The 17,254-nt window shown below is 37.1% G+C and carries 21 protein-coding genes and 2 pseudogenes; 14 read left to right on the top strand and 9 right to left on the bottom strand.

Features of this window, described 5'->3' with window-relative positions; translation table 11 throughout:
* Window positions 1–37 precede the first annotated feature (37 nt).
* From rfbA to HCN_RS12380, 11 genes are all read left to right on the top strand, one after another.
* Window positions 38–925, top strand: a complete 888-nt coding sequence (rfbA, locus tag HCN_RS06050; RefSeq protein ID WP_014666880.1) for a glucose-1-phosphate thymidylyltransferase RfbA — start codon at window positions 38–40, stop codon at window positions 923–925.
* Window positions 922–1,944 (top strand): dTDP-glucose 4,6-dehydratase, encoded by a 1,023-nt coding sequence (gene rfbB / locus HCN_RS06045; protein WP_014666879.1) that lies wholly within the window; start codon window positions 922–924, stop codon window positions 1,942–1,944. The genes rfbA and rfbB overlap by 4 nt, the downstream gene beginning before the upstream one ends.
* The gene (locus tag HCN_RS11640; protein WP_014666878.1) at window positions 1,941–2,174 is read left to right on the top strand and encodes a hypothetical protein; all 234 of its coding nucleotides are present in this window, start codon (window positions 1,941–1,943) and stop codon (window positions 2,172–2,174) included. The genes rfbB and HCN_RS11640 overlap by 4 nt, the downstream gene beginning before the upstream one ends.
* Before the next feature lie 69 nt (window positions 2,175–2,243).
* Window positions 2,244–2,534 (top strand): acyltransferase, encoded by a 291-nt coding sequence (locus HCN_RS11635; RefSeq protein ID WP_014666877.1) that lies wholly within the window; start codon window positions 2,244–2,246, stop codon window positions 2,532–2,534.
* Entirely contained in the window at window positions 2,531–2,938 is a 408-nt protein-coding gene (locus HCN_RS06030) for a sugar 3,4-ketoisomerase (RefSeq protein ID WP_014666876.1), read from the top strand. The genes HCN_RS11635 and HCN_RS06030 overlap by 4 nt, the downstream gene beginning before the upstream one ends.
* Window positions 2,939–2,998: 60 nt before the next feature.
* Window positions 2,999–4,084 (top strand): DegT/DnrJ/EryC1/StrS family aminotransferase, encoded by a 1,086-nt coding sequence (locus HCN_RS06025; protein WP_014666875.1) that lies wholly within the window; start codon window positions 2,999–3,001, stop codon window positions 4,082–4,084.
* An 88-nt stretch (window positions 4,085–4,172) separates the two neighbouring features.
* Window positions 4,173–4,316 (top strand): hypothetical protein, encoded by a 144-nt coding sequence (locus HCN_RS11960; RefSeq protein ID WP_162129470.1) that lies wholly within the window; start codon window positions 4,173–4,175, stop codon window positions 4,314–4,316.
* 3 nt (window positions 4,317–4,319) lie between these two features.
* On the top strand, window positions 4,320–5,687 hold the full coding sequence (locus HCN_RS06015) for a class I SAM-dependent methyltransferase (RefSeq protein ID WP_014666874.1): 1,368 nt from the start codon (window positions 4,320–4,322) through the stop codon (window positions 5,685–5,687).
* 193 nt (window positions 5,688–5,880) lie between these two features.
* Window positions 5,881–6,150 (top strand): hypothetical protein, encoded by a 270-nt coding sequence (locus HCN_RS06010; protein WP_014666873.1) that lies wholly within the window; start codon window positions 5,881–5,883, stop codon window positions 6,148–6,150.
* A 202-nt stretch (window positions 6,151–6,352) separates the two neighbouring features.
* Window positions 6,353–6,781, top strand: a complete 429-nt coding sequence (locus tag HCN_RS06005; protein WP_014666872.1) for a PDC sensor domain-containing protein — start codon at window positions 6,353–6,355, stop codon at window positions 6,779–6,781.
* Between the two features lie 25 nt (window positions 6,782–6,806).
* The gene (locus tag HCN_RS12380) at window positions 6,807–7,661 is read left to right on the top strand and encodes a methyl-accepting chemotaxis protein (RefSeq protein WP_269460649.1); all 855 of its coding nucleotides are present in this window, start codon (window positions 6,807–6,809) and stop codon (window positions 7,659–7,661) included.
* Window positions 7,662–8,292: 631 nt separating this feature from the next.
* Here the strand turns inward: HCN_RS12380 and HCN_RS05995 are convergent.
* The gene (locus HCN_RS05995) at window positions 8,293–8,823 is read right to left on the bottom strand and encodes a DinB family protein (protein ID WP_014666871.1); all 531 of its coding nucleotides are present in this window, start codon (window positions 8,821–8,823) and stop codon (window positions 8,293–8,295) included.
* 62 nt (window positions 8,824–8,885) lie between these two features.
* On the opposite strand from HCN_RS05995, the gene HCN_RS11440 reads away from it, so the two are divergent.
* Window positions 8,886–9,041 (top strand): hypothetical protein, encoded by a 156-nt coding sequence (locus HCN_RS11440; protein WP_002956424.1) that lies wholly within the window; start codon window positions 8,886–8,888, stop codon window positions 9,039–9,041.
* Here the strand turns inward: HCN_RS11440 and HCN_RS12490 are convergent.
* From HCN_RS12490 to HCN_RS05965, 7 genes are all read right to left on the bottom strand, one after another.
* A complete protein-coding gene (locus tag HCN_RS12490; protein ID WP_041309523.1) occupies window positions 9,024–9,272 on the bottom strand; it encodes a lysozyme inhibitor LprI family protein in 249 nt (82 codons plus the stop codon). The genes HCN_RS11440 and HCN_RS12490 overlap by 18 nt on opposite strands.
* Window positions 9,266–9,718, bottom strand: a complete 453-nt coding sequence (locus HCN_RS05985) for a hypothetical protein (RefSeq protein WP_014666870.1) — start codon at window positions 9,716–9,718, stop codon at window positions 9,266–9,268. The genes HCN_RS12490 and HCN_RS05985 overlap by 7 nt, the downstream gene beginning before the upstream one ends.
* Window positions 9,719–9,828: 110 nt before the next feature.
* Window positions 9,829–10,902 carry an HNH endonuclease signature motif containing protein gene (locus HCN_RS05980; protein WP_014666869.1) on the bottom strand — a complete coding sequence of 358 codons (1,074 nt, stop codon included), beginning with the start codon at window positions 10,900–10,902 and terminating at the stop codon, window positions 9,829–9,831.
* Between the two features lie 109 nt (window positions 10,903–11,011).
* Complete coding sequence (locus HCN_RS05975; protein ID WP_014666868.1) at window positions 11,012–12,142, bottom strand: phospholipase D-like domain-containing protein; 1,131 nt, start codon at window positions 12,140–12,142, stop codon at window positions 11,012–11,014.
* 67 nt (window positions 12,143–12,209) lie between these two features.
* Window positions 12,210–13,043 (bottom strand): DNA (cytosine-5-)-methyltransferase, encoded by an 834-nt coding sequence (gene dcm / locus HCN_RS05970; protein ID WP_014666867.1) that lies wholly within the window; start codon window positions 13,041–13,043, stop codon window positions 12,210–12,212.
* The gene (locus HCN_RS11950; protein WP_110570848.1) at window positions 13,000–13,113 is read right to left on the bottom strand and encodes a DNA cytosine methyltransferase; all 114 of its coding nucleotides are present in this window, start codon (window positions 13,111–13,113) and stop codon (window positions 13,000–13,002) included. The genes dcm and HCN_RS11950 overlap by 44 nt, the downstream gene beginning before the upstream one ends.
* A gap of 47 nt (window positions 13,114–13,160) precedes the next feature.
* Window positions 13,161–14,084 (bottom strand): PLP-dependent cysteine synthase family protein, encoded by a 924-nt coding sequence (locus tag HCN_RS05965; RefSeq protein WP_002956434.1) that lies wholly within the window; start codon window positions 14,082–14,084, stop codon window positions 13,161–13,163.
* 283 nt (window positions 14,085–14,367) lie between these two features.
* On the opposite strand from HCN_RS05965, the pseudogene HCN_RS11945 reads away from it, so the two are divergent.
* Together HCN_RS11945 and HCN_RS05950 are read left to right on the top strand one after the other, a co-directional pair.
* A pseudogene (locus HCN_RS11945) lies at window positions 14,368–15,204 on the top strand (type II restriction endonuclease).
* Window positions 15,194–16,057, top strand: a pseudogene (locus HCN_RS05950) (DNA-methyltransferase). The pseudogenes HCN_RS11945 and HCN_RS05950 overlap by 11 nt, the downstream one beginning before the upstream one ends.
* Before the next feature lie 39 nt (window positions 16,058–16,096).
* Here HCN_RS05950 and HCN_RS05945 read toward each other — a convergent pair.
* Window positions 16,097–17,248, bottom strand: coding sequence for a trans-sulfuration enzyme family protein (locus HCN_RS05945; protein ID WP_014666863.1), 1,152 nt, complete (start codon window positions 17,246–17,248; stop codon window positions 16,097–16,099).
* Between the last annotated feature and the right edge of the window lie 6 nt (window positions 17,249–17,254).

The following is a 17,254-nucleotide window of genomic DNA, read 5'->3' as shown; positions in this document are numbered from 1 at the left end:
ATGCTTGTGCGATACAAAAGTAAGTTTGGAGAATAAGATGAAAGGCATAGTTTTAGCAGGTGGAAGTGGGACAAGACTTTATCCATCTACGCTTATGGTATCTAAGCAGTTGTTGCCTATTTATGATAAACCTATGATTTATTATCCATTATCTGTGCTAATGCTTGCTCAAATTAGAGAGGTTTTAATCATTTCTACCCCTAAAGACACACCAAGATTTAGAGAGATTTTTGGCGATGGTAGTTGGCTTGGTATGGAGATTAGTTACTCTGTGCAAGAAAGCCCAGATGGGTTAGCTCAAGGACTTGTTTTAGCAGAGCAGTTTGTAGGCAATGATGATGTAGCATTGATTCTGGGGGATAATGTCTTTTATGGGCAGGGTTTTTCACCTATGCTTTTAGAGGCAAAGCAAGAGGCACAAAATGGCATTGCTACGATTTTTTCCTATCGCGTTAAAGACCCAGAGCGTTTTGGTGTGGTAGAGATAGATAAAGAGGGTAGGGCGTTAAGCATTGAGGAAAAGCCACTTAATCCTAAGAGTAATTTTGCAGTAACTGGGTTGTATTTTTATGATAATAATGCTATTTCTATTGCAAAATCTTTAAAGCCTAGTGCAAGGGGAGAGCTAGAAATCACCGATGTAAATATTGCGTATCTTAAGCAAAATAAGTTAAGATCTCAAGTGCTAGGCAGAGGCTTTGCGTGGCTTGATACAGGCACACACGATAGTCTTGTGGAGGCTTCTACTTTTGTGCAGACTATTGAGTTGCGACAGGGCTATAAGATTGCTTGTTTAGAAGAGATTGCCTATCATAATGGCTGGATTAATGAAGAAAAACTACTGAATCGTGCTTGTATTTTGCAAAAAAGTGGCTATGGTGAGTATTTGAAAAATCTTTTAGACTTAAGTAGGGCAGGGCAGTGAAAAGCATTTTAATAACGGGTGGGGCTGGTTTTATCGGTAGCAATTTTGTGTTGTATTTTTTGAAAAAATATCCAAATTATCACATTGTAAATTTAGATATGCTTACTTACGCTGGGAGTCTAGAGAATCTAAAAGGCGTGGAAAGTTTCAGCAATTATACTTTTATACAGGGCGATATTTGCGATGAAGGCTTGGTGAATGAGATTTTTACAAAATATGAGATTGAAAGTGTGATACATTTTGCTGCTGAATCCCACGTGGATAATTCTATTGCCAATCCCAATGCGTTTATAAAAACAAATGTTAATGGGACTTTTAATCTTTTGCATACTGCTTATTTACATTGGTTTGAAGCACCGCATATTGCAAAAAGGGGCAAGGAAAATTGTGTGTTTCATCACATTAGCACTGATGAAGTTTTTGGCTCTTTGGGCGAGAGTGGGTATTTTACAGAATCTACACCCTATGCACCAAACTCCCCCTATTCAGCTTCTAAGGCATCAAGCGATATGCTTGTGAGATCTTATATCCATACCTATGGATTAAAGGCGTTTATTACAAATTGCTCTAACAATTATGGTCCTAAGCAACACGATGAGAAGCTTATCCCCACAATCATTCGTAACGCCCTGCAAGGTGAGACAATACCTATTTATGGCGATGGTAAAAATGTGCGTGATTGGCTCTATGTGGAGGATCATTGCCGTGCTATTGATGTAGTGTTTCACTCACAATGCTATGGCGAGACTTTTAATGTCGGTGGGAATTGTGAGCGTGTGAATATAGAGATTGCAAAGCATATTTGTGCGTTACTTGATGAAATTGCCCCAAGGGCGGATAAAAAGTCTTATCAAAGTCAAATTGCTTTTGTGCAGGATAGGGCAGGACACGATAGGCGTTATGCCATTGATTCTAGCAAAATAGCTAAGATTCTAGATTGGAAGCCACAAGAGAGTTTCGCAAGTGGGCTAGAGAAGACATTGCGGTATTATGTGAGAAAATATAGGAGTGTTTTATGAATAAAGTAGCTAGAATATTGCAAAAAATAAGAGTGGCGTATTATCGTCATTTCGTTTCTAATGTTAAAGTGTCTGGGGATTTTAAAATACATTCAGCTACGATTTTTCATAGCGTGAATGAGGGTAAAATATGTATTGCTGATAATGTGCATCTGGGCTATTATCCGTCTCCTTTATTTTTTAATGCGTACAATCATATTGATGTGCGGGGGGGGGGGGTAATACTATGATAAGTATAGACTCTGGAACATTTATCAGTAACAATTTCTTTCTTGTTGCATATAAGGAGAACATTCACATTGGCAGGAATTGTTTTAGGGATAAATTTTCAAGCTATGAGTTCTGATTTTCACGGATTTACAATAGAGAATAGGAATAATGAAGAGTATATACAAAGTGCGGGTGTGGAAATAGGAGATGATTGCTTTATGGGGAATAATGTCATTGTGTTAAAAGGCGTAAAACTTGGAAAAGGCTGTGTTGTGGGAAGTGGGAGTGTGGTAACAAAATCTTTTGGGGATAATGCTTTGATTGGCGGGAATCCTGCGAGATTATTGCGGACAATTCAACAAGATGTAGAAAGAATATGAAGGAAGGGCTAGTGTATCAACTAATTGATTTTCAGTGTTTTGGTGATAAAGATTCTGTGCTAGTGGCTTTACAGAATGGCTCAAATTGCCCTTTTGATATTAAAAGAGTGTTTTATATTTTTGATGTGCCAAATGGTGTTGTGAGGGGGAATCACGCAAATAGAGATTCCAGATTTTTATTTATTGTGTTAAAGGGGCAGTGTAAGATTAGGGTTGATAATGGAGAAGTGCAAAAAGAGATAGTTTTAAACACGCCAAATCAGGGACTTTATTTGGATAAAATGATATGGAAACAAATGTATGATTTTTCAAGTGATTGTGTGTTACTTGTTTTAAGCGATACTTATTATAATAAAGATGAATATATTTATGATTATGATGAGTATCGTTGTGCTAATAGGTGATAGATATCTCTATCTCTACAATCGCTTGAGAAGCAAACTATTGCGTAAAGGAGTTATACAATGGTCCCATTTCTTGATGTAAAGGCAATTAATTTGCGTTTTAAAAATGAGCTAGAATTGGCGATGAAGCAGGTGCTAGAATCTGGCTGGTATATTTTAGGAGAAAAAAGCAGAGCTTTTGAAAAGGCATTTGCTGAATATTGCGGGATAGAGCATTGCATAGGCTGTGGTAATGGACTAGATGCCTTGCGTTTAAGCATAAAGGCGTTAGGTTTGGGGGAAAATGATGAGATAATCGTCCCGGCAAATACCTATATCGCCTCAATTTTGGCTATCTCTGATAATGGGTGTAAGCCTATCTTTGTTGAGCCAAGTTTGCAGACTTATAACATTGATGTGGAGAAAATAGAATCTGCCATAACACCCAACACAAAGGCGATTTTAGTCGTACATTTGTATGGGCAGGTCGTGGAGATGCAAAAGGTATGGGAGCTGGCACAAAAGCACAAACTTGCTATTATAGAGGATTGCGCACAAGCACACGGCGCGATATATCAAGGCAGAAGGGTTGGCACACTTGGCGATGTGGCTGGATTCTCATTTTTCCCGGGGAAGAATCTAGGGGCATTAGGCGATAGTGGAGCGGTAACCACAAAGCACAAAGAAGTAGCGGAAAAAGTTAGGGCATTAGGGAATTATGGCTCACATAAAAAGTATGTTAATCTCTACAAGGGGCTAAACTCTAGGCTTGATGAGCTTCAAGCAGCATTCCTAGAAATAAAGCTTAAGTATTTAGATTCTGATAATGAATCTCGCAGGGCAGTGGCGAAGTTTTACCGCGAAAATATCACAAATAAAAAGATTATTTTACCTGAATGTGTGAGTGAAGAAGGACACGCGTGGCATTTATTTGTCGTGCGGTGCGAAGAGCGGGAAAGATTCCAAGCGTATTTAAAGGATAATGGGATTGAGACAATTATCCACTATCCTATCCCACCGCACAAGCAGGAAGCCTATAAGGAATATAATCTCCTCTCTTTACCGATTACTGAAAAGATTCATAGGGAAGTGTTGTCTTTGCCGATTAGCCCGGTTATGAGCAAGGAACAAGCAGAAGAAGTTGTGAGAGTAGTGAATAATTTTTAAATAAGAATCTAACAAATGATTAGGAGATTAAGCACCCTGCGGAGATTTAAGCTAAAAGTTGCGTATAAATAAAGATTAAAGGCAAAAGTTGAAAAATCAGCATAAACAAAATGAGCTTCAATCAAGGCTTGATAGGGAGATTGCGGAGTTTTTATATGGTGCTAAAAACAATGCTACAAATCCCACAAGTCCATATTTAGCACACAAAGATTCTATGAAATCTCGTCCGTAAGTTGTGGTAACGCTTACTTCATATCCAGCTAGAATCTCCACATTACACTATACACTTTTTACATTGTTCATACAGGATTTTAAGCCAGATAGGGTGATTTTATGGCTGTCGCAAGATGAGTTTGCCAATCTTCACCCGCCACTGCCCCAAGAGATTTTGGATTTCAAGCAATGCGGACTAGAGATAGTGTGGGTTAGGGGGAATCTTAAATCTTACAAGAAGCTTATTTATGCTTTAAAAGAATTTCCAGATTCTATTTTGGTAAGTGCCGATGATGATGCGTTGTATGCTAAGGATTGGCTCTCTAAGCTCTATTATGCGTATAAGGAAAATCCGCATTGTATTCATACTCACCGAGCTCATCGTATTACTTTTGATAAATACGGCGAGATTCTACCCTATCTCAAATGGAATCTTGATGTTTCACATAAGCAAAGTGTAGCTTCGTTTTTAAATCTCCCAACAGGCGTTGGCGGTATATTATATCCCCCCCCCCCTCATTGTTTGTATAAAGATGTGCTAAAAGAAGAGATTTTTATGGAGCTTTGCCCGTATGGCGATGATTTGTGGTTTTGGGCAATGGCGGTTCTAAATGGGACAAAAATAAATGTGGTGAGAGATAATCTCAAAATGCAATCAAGCTTTGTTGATACCGCTAAAAGTGGTGCGTTGTGGATAGAAAATGCGAAATGGCGGAATGATTGGCAGATTCAAAATTTGCTGAAGTTTTACCCCGATTTGAAGCAAAAAGTAGCTTTTGATAGTAATGAGTATTGGGAGATACGCTATAAATCCCACGAAGATTCACAAGGGCTTGGTGCTTCTGGGGTTGGGAGCTATGGGGATTTAGCGATTTTTAAGGCAAAAGTGATAAATGACTTTGTAAAAAAGCATAAGATTCAAAGTGTGATAGAATGGGGCTGTGGCGATGGGAATCAGCTCTCCTTGGCGGAATATCCCCAATACACAGGGCTTGATGTGTCGCCTTGTGTGATTGAAAAAGTAAAAAAGCAGTTTGCTAATGATAAAAGTAAGATGTTTTATGAAGTGGGGGAATTTTTAGAAAATCCTAGCAGTGTGGAGCTTGGCTTATCGTTAGATGTGATGTATCATCTCATAAATGATGAAATTTTTGAATCTTATATGCGTAATCTTTTTGCATACGCACAAAAATTTGTAATCATCTATTCATCAAACAAGGACCAGCCCCACACTCAACATGTGCGACATAGGCAGTTTAGTAGTTGGGTGCAAAAAAATGCAGTAGAGTGGAAGTTTAAGACAATGATACCAAATGCCTATCCTTATGATGAAAACAAGCCAAATGAGAGTTCATTTTGTGATTTTTATATGTATGAAAAGCAAAAATGACAATAAAAATATAAAGAATGTGTAAAAACACATTAAAAATGAGAAATTTGCTTCATATGAATATATGAAAAGTTTGTTTTTATGTTTTGTGTATATGATTAACCTATGTTGGAATATCTTATGACAAAGGTGTGGTAAATGGGCGAAACTAAGATTAGGAATCAACGCAAAGGTATCAATTAGCACGACTTTAATGGTGTTTGTGAGTTTTAGCCTTTTGGCGTGGTTTGTGTATTTTAACGCACAAAAGACTATTACACTTATTGAGTATGAGACGCAAGAAAAGCAAGTAACGCAATTAGAAAATCTCATAGATGTGTATATTGATGAGAAAAAACGCCTTATTAACAAACTCGTAAAAGAAGCCCTTGCAAGTGGCTTAAATGAATCTCAAATGACACAAAATCTCCACCTTATCCAAGAATCAGGGGATTTTAATCTCACTTATATCGTATCGGTATAGAATCTAGCGGGAGAATGCTATGGGGCAATGGCAAACATCAATACCCACAAGATGGCTATGACCCACGCACAAGAAGTTGGTATCAAATCCCAAAAATTTACTCAAAGATGAAGTGCTAAGTGAGCCGTGGATTTAGGCGTCTTACAAAATCCCCGTTTTTGGCTTTGCCTCTCCGCTGATTGAAAATGGCAGATTCATCGGTGTGGCAAGTGTGGATATTGCTCTAAAATCGCTTAATGCCTATATCCACGCACAAGATGAGAATACAAGCGAACAGGAGATTATCATCATAGACAAAAATGGCAATTATGTCAGCCATAATGATGAGAGTAAGATTTTACAAAGTGATGATTTTTCTAAGGTGATAAAAAGTAGCTTTAGTGCGGACACAACGACTTTTAAACTAGATTCTAATATCGCAACTTGTAAGGTAGAATCTCAAACGCAATGGCTGCTTTGCTCCATTATCCCAGAATCTCGCATTGCCGATAAGCTTAGTCAAAACAATAAGCCCATTTTCATTATGCTAGGCATTTTTGTGCTTATTCTTGTGGTGGCGTTGTATGTGATTTTGGCGTATTTGCTAAAGTCTATTAGACGCATTAAAAAAGAGTTTGCTAGAGTTTTTTGACTTTTTAAATCACAAGCAAAAAAGTGTGAATCCTTTGAAACTCCGCAGTGGCGATGAGTTTCAAGAAATGGCAGAAGCGATCAATGAAAATGAAGAGACAATCCAGCATAATCTCTTAAAGGATATAAAGAGTTTGCAGGATTTTTTTCAGGCGGTTGAGGGTATCAAGCAGGGGCATTCGCATTTGCAGATACAGACAAATGCGAATAATCCGCAGCTAACCCAACTTGGCGCGCTGTTTAATGAAATGCTAACTTCCCTTGATGAGAATGTCTCGCGTGTGCTTGAGATTTTGAAGCGATATGCAGACAATGATTTCCAAAAGCAAGAGAGTGGGTCAGCACAGAATCTGCAAGGCGAACTTCAAGCGATGAATGAAGGTGTGGGGCATTTGGGCGAAGAGATACGCAAAATGTTTTTTACAAGCCTTGATTTTGCAAAATCGCTAAATATTAAGGCAAAAGAGTTAGAAGATTCTGTAATGGTGATGAGTGAAAGCACACAGAAGTCGCTAGAAGAGACGGCAAATGCGGTAAGAGAGATTGCAGAATCTATGCAGGGTGTTGATAGTAAGGCTCAAGAAGTGGTGCAGCAAAGCGATGATATTAAAAAGATTCTAGGATTTATCGCAGAGATTGCCGATCAAACTAATCTTTTGGCGTTGAATGCGGCGATTGAAGCGGCAAGGGCTGGGGAGTACGGGCGGGGCTTTGCAGTCATTGCCGATGAAGTGCGAAACTTGGCTGAACGCACACAAAAAAGCTTAGGCGAGATAGGGGCAAGTGTGAATCTGCTTGTGCAAAGCATTAATGATATGGGCGAGTCGATTAAGGTGCAAATGGAGGGCATTGAGCATATCAATGAAGCATTGTTGCCCTAGAAGAGATAACAAATCATAACACGCAAACCGCACATAAGACGCAAGAAATTAGCCTAGGTGTAGAGCATATCGCGCAAGATATTTTACAAGATGCAAATATGAAGAAGTTTTAGGGTTTTGGGGTATTGTGTTTGTAGGCTAAGATTCTAAGATTTTAGGAATCTTTGTTGAATTACAAGCAAGAAATTTTATTCCAAAAACTCTATTTTTTGTAGCGGTATAAAAATAACTGCCTTAAAATCCCAAAGTAGAGTGGAATAAAATTTTAGTTAAATAACTTGCCATATTTACTTGAATCTTGTTAAGTCATTTGGGGTAGGGATTTAAATTTAAGCATTAGATTAAACAAAAAAACTTTTTGTGAGCTAGAATTGCTTAGTTTGCGTTAAGAATACCTGCTTCTAAGTGTTTGGCAAAAGTTGGGGTGATTTATGAATCTGTATGGATTTTTATAAGCTTTAGGGCTAGATTCTAAAACTTTGGAAAGTAAAATGAAAGGCTAGATTCTTATATTTTAAGTGGTTTGAGCGATGAGATTCTAGGCTTTGTGTTAGGCTTTACAAAGCCTATTTCTTTATATGTTTGAATCTATGCACTTGCTTGATTTTCACATTTGCCCTACATATTTAATCTACATACCCAGCATTCCGGCAAAATCATTTTCAACACCAAGTATATCAAGCGCACCTGCAATCTGTCCGCGATGATGTGTAGCGTGATTTAGCAACGCAAGGATTAAATGCGCCCTTGTTTTACTAAAAGAGAGATTTTGCCCCAAATGCAAAGTTTCCACTTTATTAAAATCACTCATATTTGTGATAAGCTCTATCATCGCTGTGTCTGTGTCATCTTGAAGTGTTTGAAGGGCATTTAAATCCTGCAACAAGGAATCTTTAAGCGTAAAGTCTTGCTGTAAATGTTGTAGTAAAGATTCTAATTTATTTGGCTTTTGCTCCACAAATGCACTAAATTGCCCTAAAAATAGCCCAATACTCCCGCAAAGGCTATGTGCCGCAGTACCAATAATGCTTTTATAAAACAATCCGCAATCTTTATAAAGCAAATCTTTTTTGCCACTTTTCACCATATCATTAAACACTGCAAACATCGCTCTATCCGCCATTTGATTGTATCTCGCCTGCAATATCAACACATCTTTCATCTTCTCTCCTTTAGGTTGTTGTAGCCGTATTCTATCCTAGAAGCTTTTTTAAAAAATTAATATTGTATAAATTTATAGAATCTTTAAAATCACTTAAACAAAGCAATGCAAAGCTTAGAATCATATCTAACCCACAGATTCTAAACTTTTTGCCAAACATAGAATCTTGGAATCTTGCAGGATTTGGCTATAACTTGAGCCTATATATCCCCATCTAGCTTGCACCCAAAGAGACTATCAAACTCTACGCTACCATCTATTATCATCATCAAATAGCGTGAAAATAGCTCATTTAAGCGCATTTTTAAGAATCCTAGCCTTGCATTGCTCACACTAATGCTATATATCGTGCCACCGCCATTTATATCATAGATATGTGCGTGATGTGTCTTTGTGTATGCCTCATAGCTATCGCGGAGTTTGAGCCACGCTCTTTGCTCTTCTAGCAGTGTGGCCCCTTTTTTATACTTGGCTCGTGGGAGAAAGCCCCTGTTGGCGTGGTTTTGCCTTTCTTTTTGACTTCAGCGTGGTAGAGTTTGTAGTATTTGTTTAAAAGCTTGTCATACTCATCATAGCCATAATTAAGTGAAGCTAAAATGCCTTGTGTTGAGCCTAGCACTTCGCCTAAGTTATTCACTTCACAATCAATCCGTGCTACTTCAAATTTATAGATTTGCTCTATCTTACTTAAATCCTTGAAATTATCTTTAAGGACTTCCTTATTGCATTCTTTGTTGATATACTCTTGCTTATCTTTGCTTACATTATATTCCTTAAACAACTTTTGTAAGCTCTCACTATCAGCAAAAGCCATATTTGCAAACGCTATAAACGCCAAAGGCATTAGAATCTTAGCCTTTGTGCTAACCTTAAATAATCTTATAAAAATGCCCATAAATCACCGCCTTTGCTTTGTTTGTTAAATGCAAAGATTCTAGCACATAGAATAAAATAAGATTCTAGGATTATATATCACTTGACTTTTTCCATACTATATGCCCATTTCTAGCAATAGTCATCAAAAACTTCCCCACCTTTCCATTCTAGTCCTTGTGCGAGAGTGAAATATTTGCGTCCGCCATTTTCATCAAAATATGTCCCTAAAGCTGTGTGAATAAAACAATCATTCTCGTATGTAACTTTTGCTAAAGAATATGCCTTTGCATTTGGTGGTTCAAATTTGCAAAGCACAAGCAAGGCATTTTCATTAACTTTAGAATCTTGTATATGAGAATCTTTAATGTTCTGCCTATCTTGTGGCATATTACCTTGTAAAAGGGCATATTCCATAATCACAGATGTGCCATATTGATTACTTGCAAATACTTTGCCTTGTTGCATATTTTTCGCATAGGTTTCAAGCGGATTTGGCTCGTTTGTGTTTGGGCAAAGTGGAAATTCACTTGGCGTTCTCCAGTCCCTTTGCTTTGCGTTTGCTGGAGAGATAGCTTGTGTGTCATAAAAATCATCTTGTATGGATTCACTAGGTTGTGTATCTGTAAAATAGAGTGGCTTATAAATCCATTCACCCAAACTATTATTTTGATAAGAAAGCTCTTTCTTGTTTGACTTTCTTTGCAAAAATAAATATTCTAAATTCTTAAGGCAATTTTGTGCTTCTTCTACACTGACCTGTCGCATCCATTGGAAATTTTGAGATTCATTTGCTACAACTTTCTCTCTTAGAATCTTAGGATTTTTTAAAAACGCTTCAATGCTTCCACAATGATAAATAATCTTTTGACGCGTGAGCGGATTAAGCAGGGCATTTTCAAGTCGTGTAAGGTAGCGAAGGTTTTCTGGACGATTATTTTGACGATTGGTATCAATATGATCTACAATGTGTTCTTGTGTTGGCGGCTCACCTAGAAAAGCTAGAGCTACAATCCTATGCACTCTCGCAGAGCCAAGATGAAGATAGCCATTTTTATGGTTTAGTGTGCCAAAACTCCAATAATTATCATTTTTACATATCTTATCTTTTGCGTGACGAAATACTGCACCATTATCCCTTACAGAATAAGTCCTTCCTTTATAGACACATTCTTTTACTTGCGTGAAAGTATCAATCATATCCATCTTGCACCTTTTAATTGCACTGCCTTATAAAATTACGCAATTATACAAAATCACTTCATATTTTACACGAGATTCTTACTCAAATACCTGCTTAAATCATCGGCAAGCGTTATGATATAAACTTCTCATAGCTATCAAGTGGCATAATGTCTATACTAAAGCGTGATTGCGAATGCTTTGTGATAATCACGCTATCAAAGCCAAGCTCTAGCATTCTCTCATAAGTTACAAGCTCCCCTTCTTTATAATGCAAGGCAGTTTGTAAAAGCCATTTTGCTAAGTCTGTGTTTGGATTACTCATTAGTGCTTTTGCATTATCTTGGCAGAGTTTGGCTTGTAATTGTTCTTTATTAGGCGTTGTTAGGGTAAATATCTCATCTCTTGGTGGGAAAAAGTTAGGATATTTTTTGTGGATTTCTCTTGGCACAGGGATATACACTTCGCCATATTTTCGTGTCCTACCCCCTGCATTCCATTGATTTAATCCGCTTTTTTCGGGCACATTTTTTACCCCGCCTTTCATACTATACAAAGGCAAAATGACATAATCAAGCCCTGCAATTTTTTCTTTATGTTGTTTTATTTGCAAGTCTTGTAGCGATAGAAGTAGCTCAAAGGGGTTTTTGACGATTTCTATTTCTAAAATATGAGGATTTTTAGGGATATAAAATTTTCTCTGCAAAACGCTTTTAGAATGATTAAAAATATATTCATTACTGCCATCGTAAAAACTTAAGCTTTTATCATTATTTTTAATCTTTTGTATATTGTTTATATTGATTTTTTTATAATCAGTTTCAAAAAAGAGTAGTTTTTTATCCTGTCTTGCGATGATATGATAAATAGAATCCTTTATATCATAAATTTTATTAGCAGATTCTATGCGTTCATTGCGTAAATGTGCTAGTTTTTCTGCTAAATCTCTTTTGTCTGTTATGTGTTTTAAAAACGCAGAATCTTTATTAAATTCTGCCACTTTTTCAATACTTGCATTACTATTACAAATGAAAGTTTTTAACCCTACTCCCAAGTGATTTAGCCTTGCATCATAGGCAGTGTCAGAGCGACTAAGATTCTCAAATCCAAAACAATCACAAAAAAGATTTTCCATAATCCTATAATGCAAATAAGGTGTTGTATTGTCACTAAAAAGCCTTGATAAAGTTGCGATAATACTTAAAGATTTTGCATAATTTTTATTTTGTTCTTTATCAATTGCATAAAAATCTAAACTACCCATTATTTAGCACCTTTAAAATCTCTTGTGCTATGCGTTTAACTAATGGCAGGGTAATAGAATTTCCAGCCTACATATAAAGCCTAGAGTTTGCTAGGTTTGGTAGCTTAAAACTTTTAGGATAGCCTTGAAAATTAAAGCATTCTCTAGGTGTGAGTTTGCGGATACCATAATTATCCTTAATGATTGGCACATTATGCCCACCTGTCCCCATATTTGCAGTCAATGTTGGACAAAGTTTGCTTTTATTTTCTCGTATATAAATACGCCTTAGCTGATAAATGCTATCTTGTTTTATCACTTCTTTTTCTAGCCACGCATAATATTTACTCTTTGGTGTATAGTAGAAACTATCATCTTGTTTGTTAGAATCTATGCAATTATGTATGGCTTTTGTTAGTTTTATAGGACTTGGGAAGCTAAAATCTGCGTGATTTTTCACTTTATCTTTATGAAAAGCGATTATGAAAATCCGCTCTCTATTTTGCGGGATATTTGCGTGTGTAGCGGTGTTAAGTATAGAATCATACACGATGTAATTTAAAGATTCTAAAGTGTATTTGATGACTTGAAATGTCTTGCCATTATTGTGGTTTTTTAGATTTTTAACATTTTCTAAAAATAGCACTTTTGGCTTATGGACTTTAGTAATTTTTGCAATTTCAAAAAAGAGTGTCCCTCGTGTGTCCTCAAAGCCTTTTTGATAACCAGCTATGCTAAAGGCTTGGCAAGGAAATCCAGCACATAAAATATCAAAATCTTTGGGGATAAAGGCTTGTGTAGAATCTTGCGTAATATCGCCATAAAGCGGAGTGTGTGGGAAGTTTTGCGTATAGGTTATTTGTGCGTTAGAATCTATCTCACTTGCAAATACACATTTTGTAGTATTTTGCCCCCCCCCCATTATTTGCTTGTGATAACGCTAGGTGGAATCCACCCACTCCAGCAAATAAATCAATAAAACTAACTTGCATTGCACCACCTTAAAAAATTATGTAATTATATAAAATCTCTGTATATTTTACACAAGATTCTTACTCAAATACCTGCTTAAATCATCGGCAAAGAGTGTAACGATGAGCTTGTTTTCTACTTCTTGGGCGAGTTTTAAACACGCTTGCAAACACGCCCCTGATGAGATTCCAGCTAAGATTCCTTCTTCTCTAGCTAAGATTTTTAGCCCTTGATACGCTTCTTCATCGCTAATTTTTTCTACTCTATCTATAAGGCTTGTATCCATAGTCTTTGGGATAAAGTTATTACCAATGCCCTCAATATTCGCACACCCCTCTTGCCCTCCGCCAATCACAGAGCCGATAGGATCGCATAGCACAGCTTGTATCCTAGAATCCTGCTCTTTTAGGTATTTTGCCACACCGCTAAAGCTGCCACCACTTCCAGCACCGCATACAAAATAATCCAGCACAGGTGCTAAGTCTCGCACGCCCTGCATTTGCACATAGATCTCCTTGCCACTTGTCTCATAATGTGCCTGTGGATTTAGCGGATTTTCAAATTGATGCAAACTAAAAGAATGCGGGGTAGAATCTAGCAATTCTTTAGCTTTATCAATCGCTCCTTGTATGCCTAGCTCTTTTGGTGTGTTGATCACTTCTGCCCCTAAAGCTCGCATTAGAATCTGCTTTTCAGTAGAAAATTTATCCGGCACGACTAAAATCGCCTTGATATTAAAATGCAAACACACAAAGGCAATGCCTAGTCCGGTATTCCCTGCCGTTGCTTCTATCACCACAGAATCTTTATGTAGTTTGCCCTCTTTTTGTGCCTTTTGCAAAATATGCAAGGCTACGCGGTCCTTCACACCCCCAGCGGGATTGTAGGATTCAAGTTTGGCAAAAATGCGGTTGTTATTTGGAATTGCTATGCGTGAAAGCTCTACAAGTGGCGTATTACCGATAAGTTCAAGACTTGAGTGAAAATGCATTTATATCCTTTTATTTTTAAAAATTACGAAATATAGTAAATAAGACTTTTAATTGTATGGTAAATGTTATTATAACTTTTTTCTACTTCTAATTTTTGTTATTTTCCATAAAATAGATAAAAATTAAAATAAAAAAGATAGAATTTGGCATTTAAAGATTGTAGGCACAAAAGGATTTTTAATAATATAAATAGTAACCTTTGCAGTTTAAGGAAGAAGTGGATTTTATTTTCAAAAGAATGTTTAGGGTAGTAAATCTAAACATAATGCATAAGGAATCAATATGAAAAATACATTAGCATTTGAGATTTTTCTAAGCACTCTTAGGGTGACAAATAGAGATTTGGGCTTTTTTTGTAGATTGGCAGAAGTGTCTAGCAAATAAAGATAAATTAAGTATTAGCCTTAATCATTTAAATCTTTTGTTGGGTGTGCCAAAGGATAGTTTGCAAGATAAGATTACTTTGCTTTTTAATGAGTATGCTAAGGCTTTTGATGTTTTGCCCTTGATTTTAGCGATTCGCAATGAGAAAGAGTTGGTGCTAGATTCTAATGGCAATGAAACACCTATCAATGCGTATTTACAAAGTCCTAAAGGGATTTAGAATTTATCTGTGAGAGTGGGCTAGATTCTATCTTTAGTGATAGAAAGATTAAAGATTTAAATGACTTTGTCTTTGGTATTGAAGTGGGTTTAGATAGTAATGCAAGGAAAAATCGTGGCGGTGCTTTTATGGAATCTTATTTAAGAGATCTTTTTGCAAAGGCTAATTTACACTTTAAAAAAGAAGTAAATATTGCAGAGTTTAGCGATTTGCAGAGAAACTTTGGAGATGATAAAAAGCGATTTGACTTTGTGATTTTTGGGAAAAATATAAGCTATTTTATTGAGTGTAATTTCTATACGAGTGGCGGGAGTAAGCTTAACGAAACAGCTAGAGCATATCAAGAATTAGCCCCAAAATTTGATGGGTTTGCCGATAAAAATTTTATATGGATTACCGATGGGCAAGGTTGGCACAGCAGCAAAAATAAATTGCAAGAAGCCTATAAAAGCGTAGAGATGTATAATCTCAATAATGTAAAAGATTTTATTAAAAAGGCACAAAATGACCGCTAAATTTCACACATTAACCCCCACTTTTACAAGCTTAGATTCTACATTTAGCCTTTATCAAGGCGATTGTAATGCCCTTTTACCACAGATGAAAGAGAGTTTTGATGTGATTTTTGCTGATCCGCCTTACTTTCTCTCAAATGATGGTTTAAGTATCCAAAGCGGCAAGATTGTAAGTGTGAATAAAGGCGAATGGGACAGGGGCGAAAATATTGATGAAATTGATAGGTTTAATATGGAGTGGATAAGCAATGCAAAAATAGCCCTAAAGCCCACAGGTAGTATTATGATAAGTGGGACTTATCATAATATTTTTTCGCTTGGCAGGGCATTGCAAAAGCTTGATTTTAAGATTTTAAATATCATCACTTGGCAGAAAACTAATCCCCCACCAAACTTTAGCTGTCGCTATCTCACACATTCTACCGAGCAAATCATCTAGGCTAGAAAAAGCCATAAGCATAAGCATATTTTTAACTACGAGATTCTAAAAAAGCTAAACAATGATAAACAAATGCGTGATGTGTGGAGCTTCCCAGCTATTGCCTCTTGGGAAAAAACCTTTGGCAAACACCCCACACAAAAGCCTTTAGCCCTTTTGGTGCGATTGCTTTTAATGGCAAGCAATGAAGATTCTATAATTTGTGATCCATTTTCAGGCTCTAGCACTACAGGCATTGCCGCAAATCTTTTAGGTAGGCAGTTTGTAGGTATTGAAAAAGAATCTAGCTTTATCAATTTAAGCATAAAGTGCAAGAGCGAGTTAGATTCTAAATTTAAAGATATAGAATCTAAAATAAATGATTTACGACAAATAGCTTCCTTTGAGAATTTAAATAAGTGTCGTTTGATATAAAAGCATAGGCGACTAGAATCTTAATAGCAAGGCTATATATTACACGCAACTTTTTTCAATCGCTTGATTTATATCTTCAAGCAAGTCTTTGCTATATTCAATGCCAACAGATAGGCGGATAAGATTTTCAGCTATCCCCATAGATTCACGCAAATCTTTAGGAATAGAGGCGTGAGTCATACTCGCAGGGTGGCAGAGCAAACTCTCCACGCCTCCCAAGCTTTCCGCTAAAACGATGATACGCGCGGATTTAAAAAAGATTCTATAATCATATTCTGGCTTTAATATAAAGCTTAGCATTCCTCCGCCACCACGCGCTTGAGAGCTTTGCACTTCATATTCGCTATCGCTTTTTAGCCCCGGATAATACACTTTTGCCACCGCTTTATGCTCACTTAAAGATTCTGCTAGAAACAAGGCATTTTCACAATGTCGCTGCATTCGTAAGCCTAGTGTTTTCATACCGCGGATAAGCAAAAAGCTATCAAATGGCGCAAGCACACCGCCAATGCTATTTTGCAAAAAGCCTATGCGTTCAGCTAGATTCTCATCATCTACCACCACAAGCCCGGCTACAAGGTCGCTATGTCCGCCAAGATACTTTGTCGCAGAATGCACCACAATGTCAATGCCTAGCCTTAAGGGCTGCTGGAGATAGGGCGTCATAAAGGTATTATCCACGATACTTAGCACACCTTTTTTCTTGCAAATTTCAGCGACTTTTGCTAAAGGCGTAACGCTTAGAAGTGGGTTTGCAGGGCTTTCAATTAACACAGCTTTGACTTCAGTGGTTAGGGCAGAATCTAGCGTGTCTAAGTCCCTTGTATCTACGATTTTATAAGTGATATTAAAGTTTTTAAAGACTTTATCTAAGATTCTAAAAGTGCCGCCATAGACATTTTGTGAGATGATGATAGAATCTCCGCTTTTAAATAGGCTTAAAATCGTGCCAAGTGCTGCCATACCAGAGGCAAAGGCAAAGCCATACTTCCCACTCTCACATTCGGCAATAAGGCTTTCAATCCCATCTCTTGTGGGGTTTTTGGTGCGAGAGTATTCATAGCCTTTGTGTTTGCCTAGCTCATCTTGAGCGTAAGTGGAGGTTTGGAAAATAGGCGTATTTACCGCTCCTGTGCGTGGGTCTGTGGTAAGCCCGCCGTGGATTAGTGTGGTATCAAGTGTGCTTTGCATAGAAAT

It is taken from the genome of Helicobacter cinaedi PAGU611, from assembly GCF_000284635.1.
Taxonomy (GTDB): domain Bacteria; phylum Campylobacterota; class Campylobacteria; order Campylobacterales; family Helicobacteraceae; genus Helicobacter_C; species Helicobacter_C cinaedi.
This window is presented reverse-complemented; position numbering and strand designations above follow the sequence as displayed.

Coding starts and splice junctions, on each gene's coding strand:
- rfbA (WP_014666880.1), top strand. CDS start 38: ATGAAAGGCATAGTTTTAGCAGGTGGAAGTGGGACAAGACTTTATCCA.
- HCN_RS11640 (WP_014666878.1), top strand. CDS start 1,941: ATGAATAAAGTAGCTAGAATATTGCAAAAAATAAGAGTGGCGTATTAT.
- HCN_RS06030 (WP_014666876.1), top strand. CDS start 2,531: ATGAAGGAAGGGCTAGTGTATCAACTAATTGATTTTCAGTGTTTTGGT.
- HCN_RS06025 (WP_014666875.1), top strand. CDS start 2,999: ATGGTCCCATTTCTTGATGTAAAGGCAATTAATTTGCGTTTTAAAAAT.
- HCN_RS06010 (WP_014666873.1), top strand. CDS start 5,881: ATGGTGTTTGTGAGTTTTAGCCTTTTGGCGTGGTTTGTGTATTTTAAC.
- HCN_RS05995 (WP_014666871.1), bottom strand. CDS start 8,823: ATGAAAGATGTGTTGATATTGCAGGCGAGATACAATCAAATGGCGGAT.
- HCN_RS05985 (WP_014666870.1), bottom strand. CDS start 9,718: ATGGGCATTTTTATAAGATTATTTAAGGTTAGCACAAAGGCTAAGATT.
- HCN_RS05980 (WP_014666869.1), bottom strand. CDS start 10,902: ATGGATATGATTGATACTTTCACGCAAGTAAAAGAATGTGTCTATAAA.
- HCN_RS05975 (WP_014666868.1), bottom strand. CDS start 12,142: ATGGGTAGTTTAGATTTTTATGCAATTGATAAAGAACAAAATAAAAAT.
- dcm (WP_014666867.1), bottom strand. CDS start 13,043: ATGGGGGGGGGGCAAAATACTACAAAATGTGTATTTGCAAGTGAGATA.
- HCN_RS11950 (WP_110570848.1), bottom strand. CDS start 13,113: ATGCAAGTTAGTTTTATTGATTTATTTGCTGGAGTGGGTGGATTCCAC.
- HCN_RS05965 (WP_002956434.1), bottom strand. CDS start 14,084: ATGCATTTTCACTCAAGTCTTGAACTTATCGGTAATACGCCACTTGTA.
- HCN_RS05945 (WP_014666863.1), bottom strand. CDS start 17,248: ATGCAAAGCACACTTGATACCACACTAATCCACGGCGGGCTTACCACA.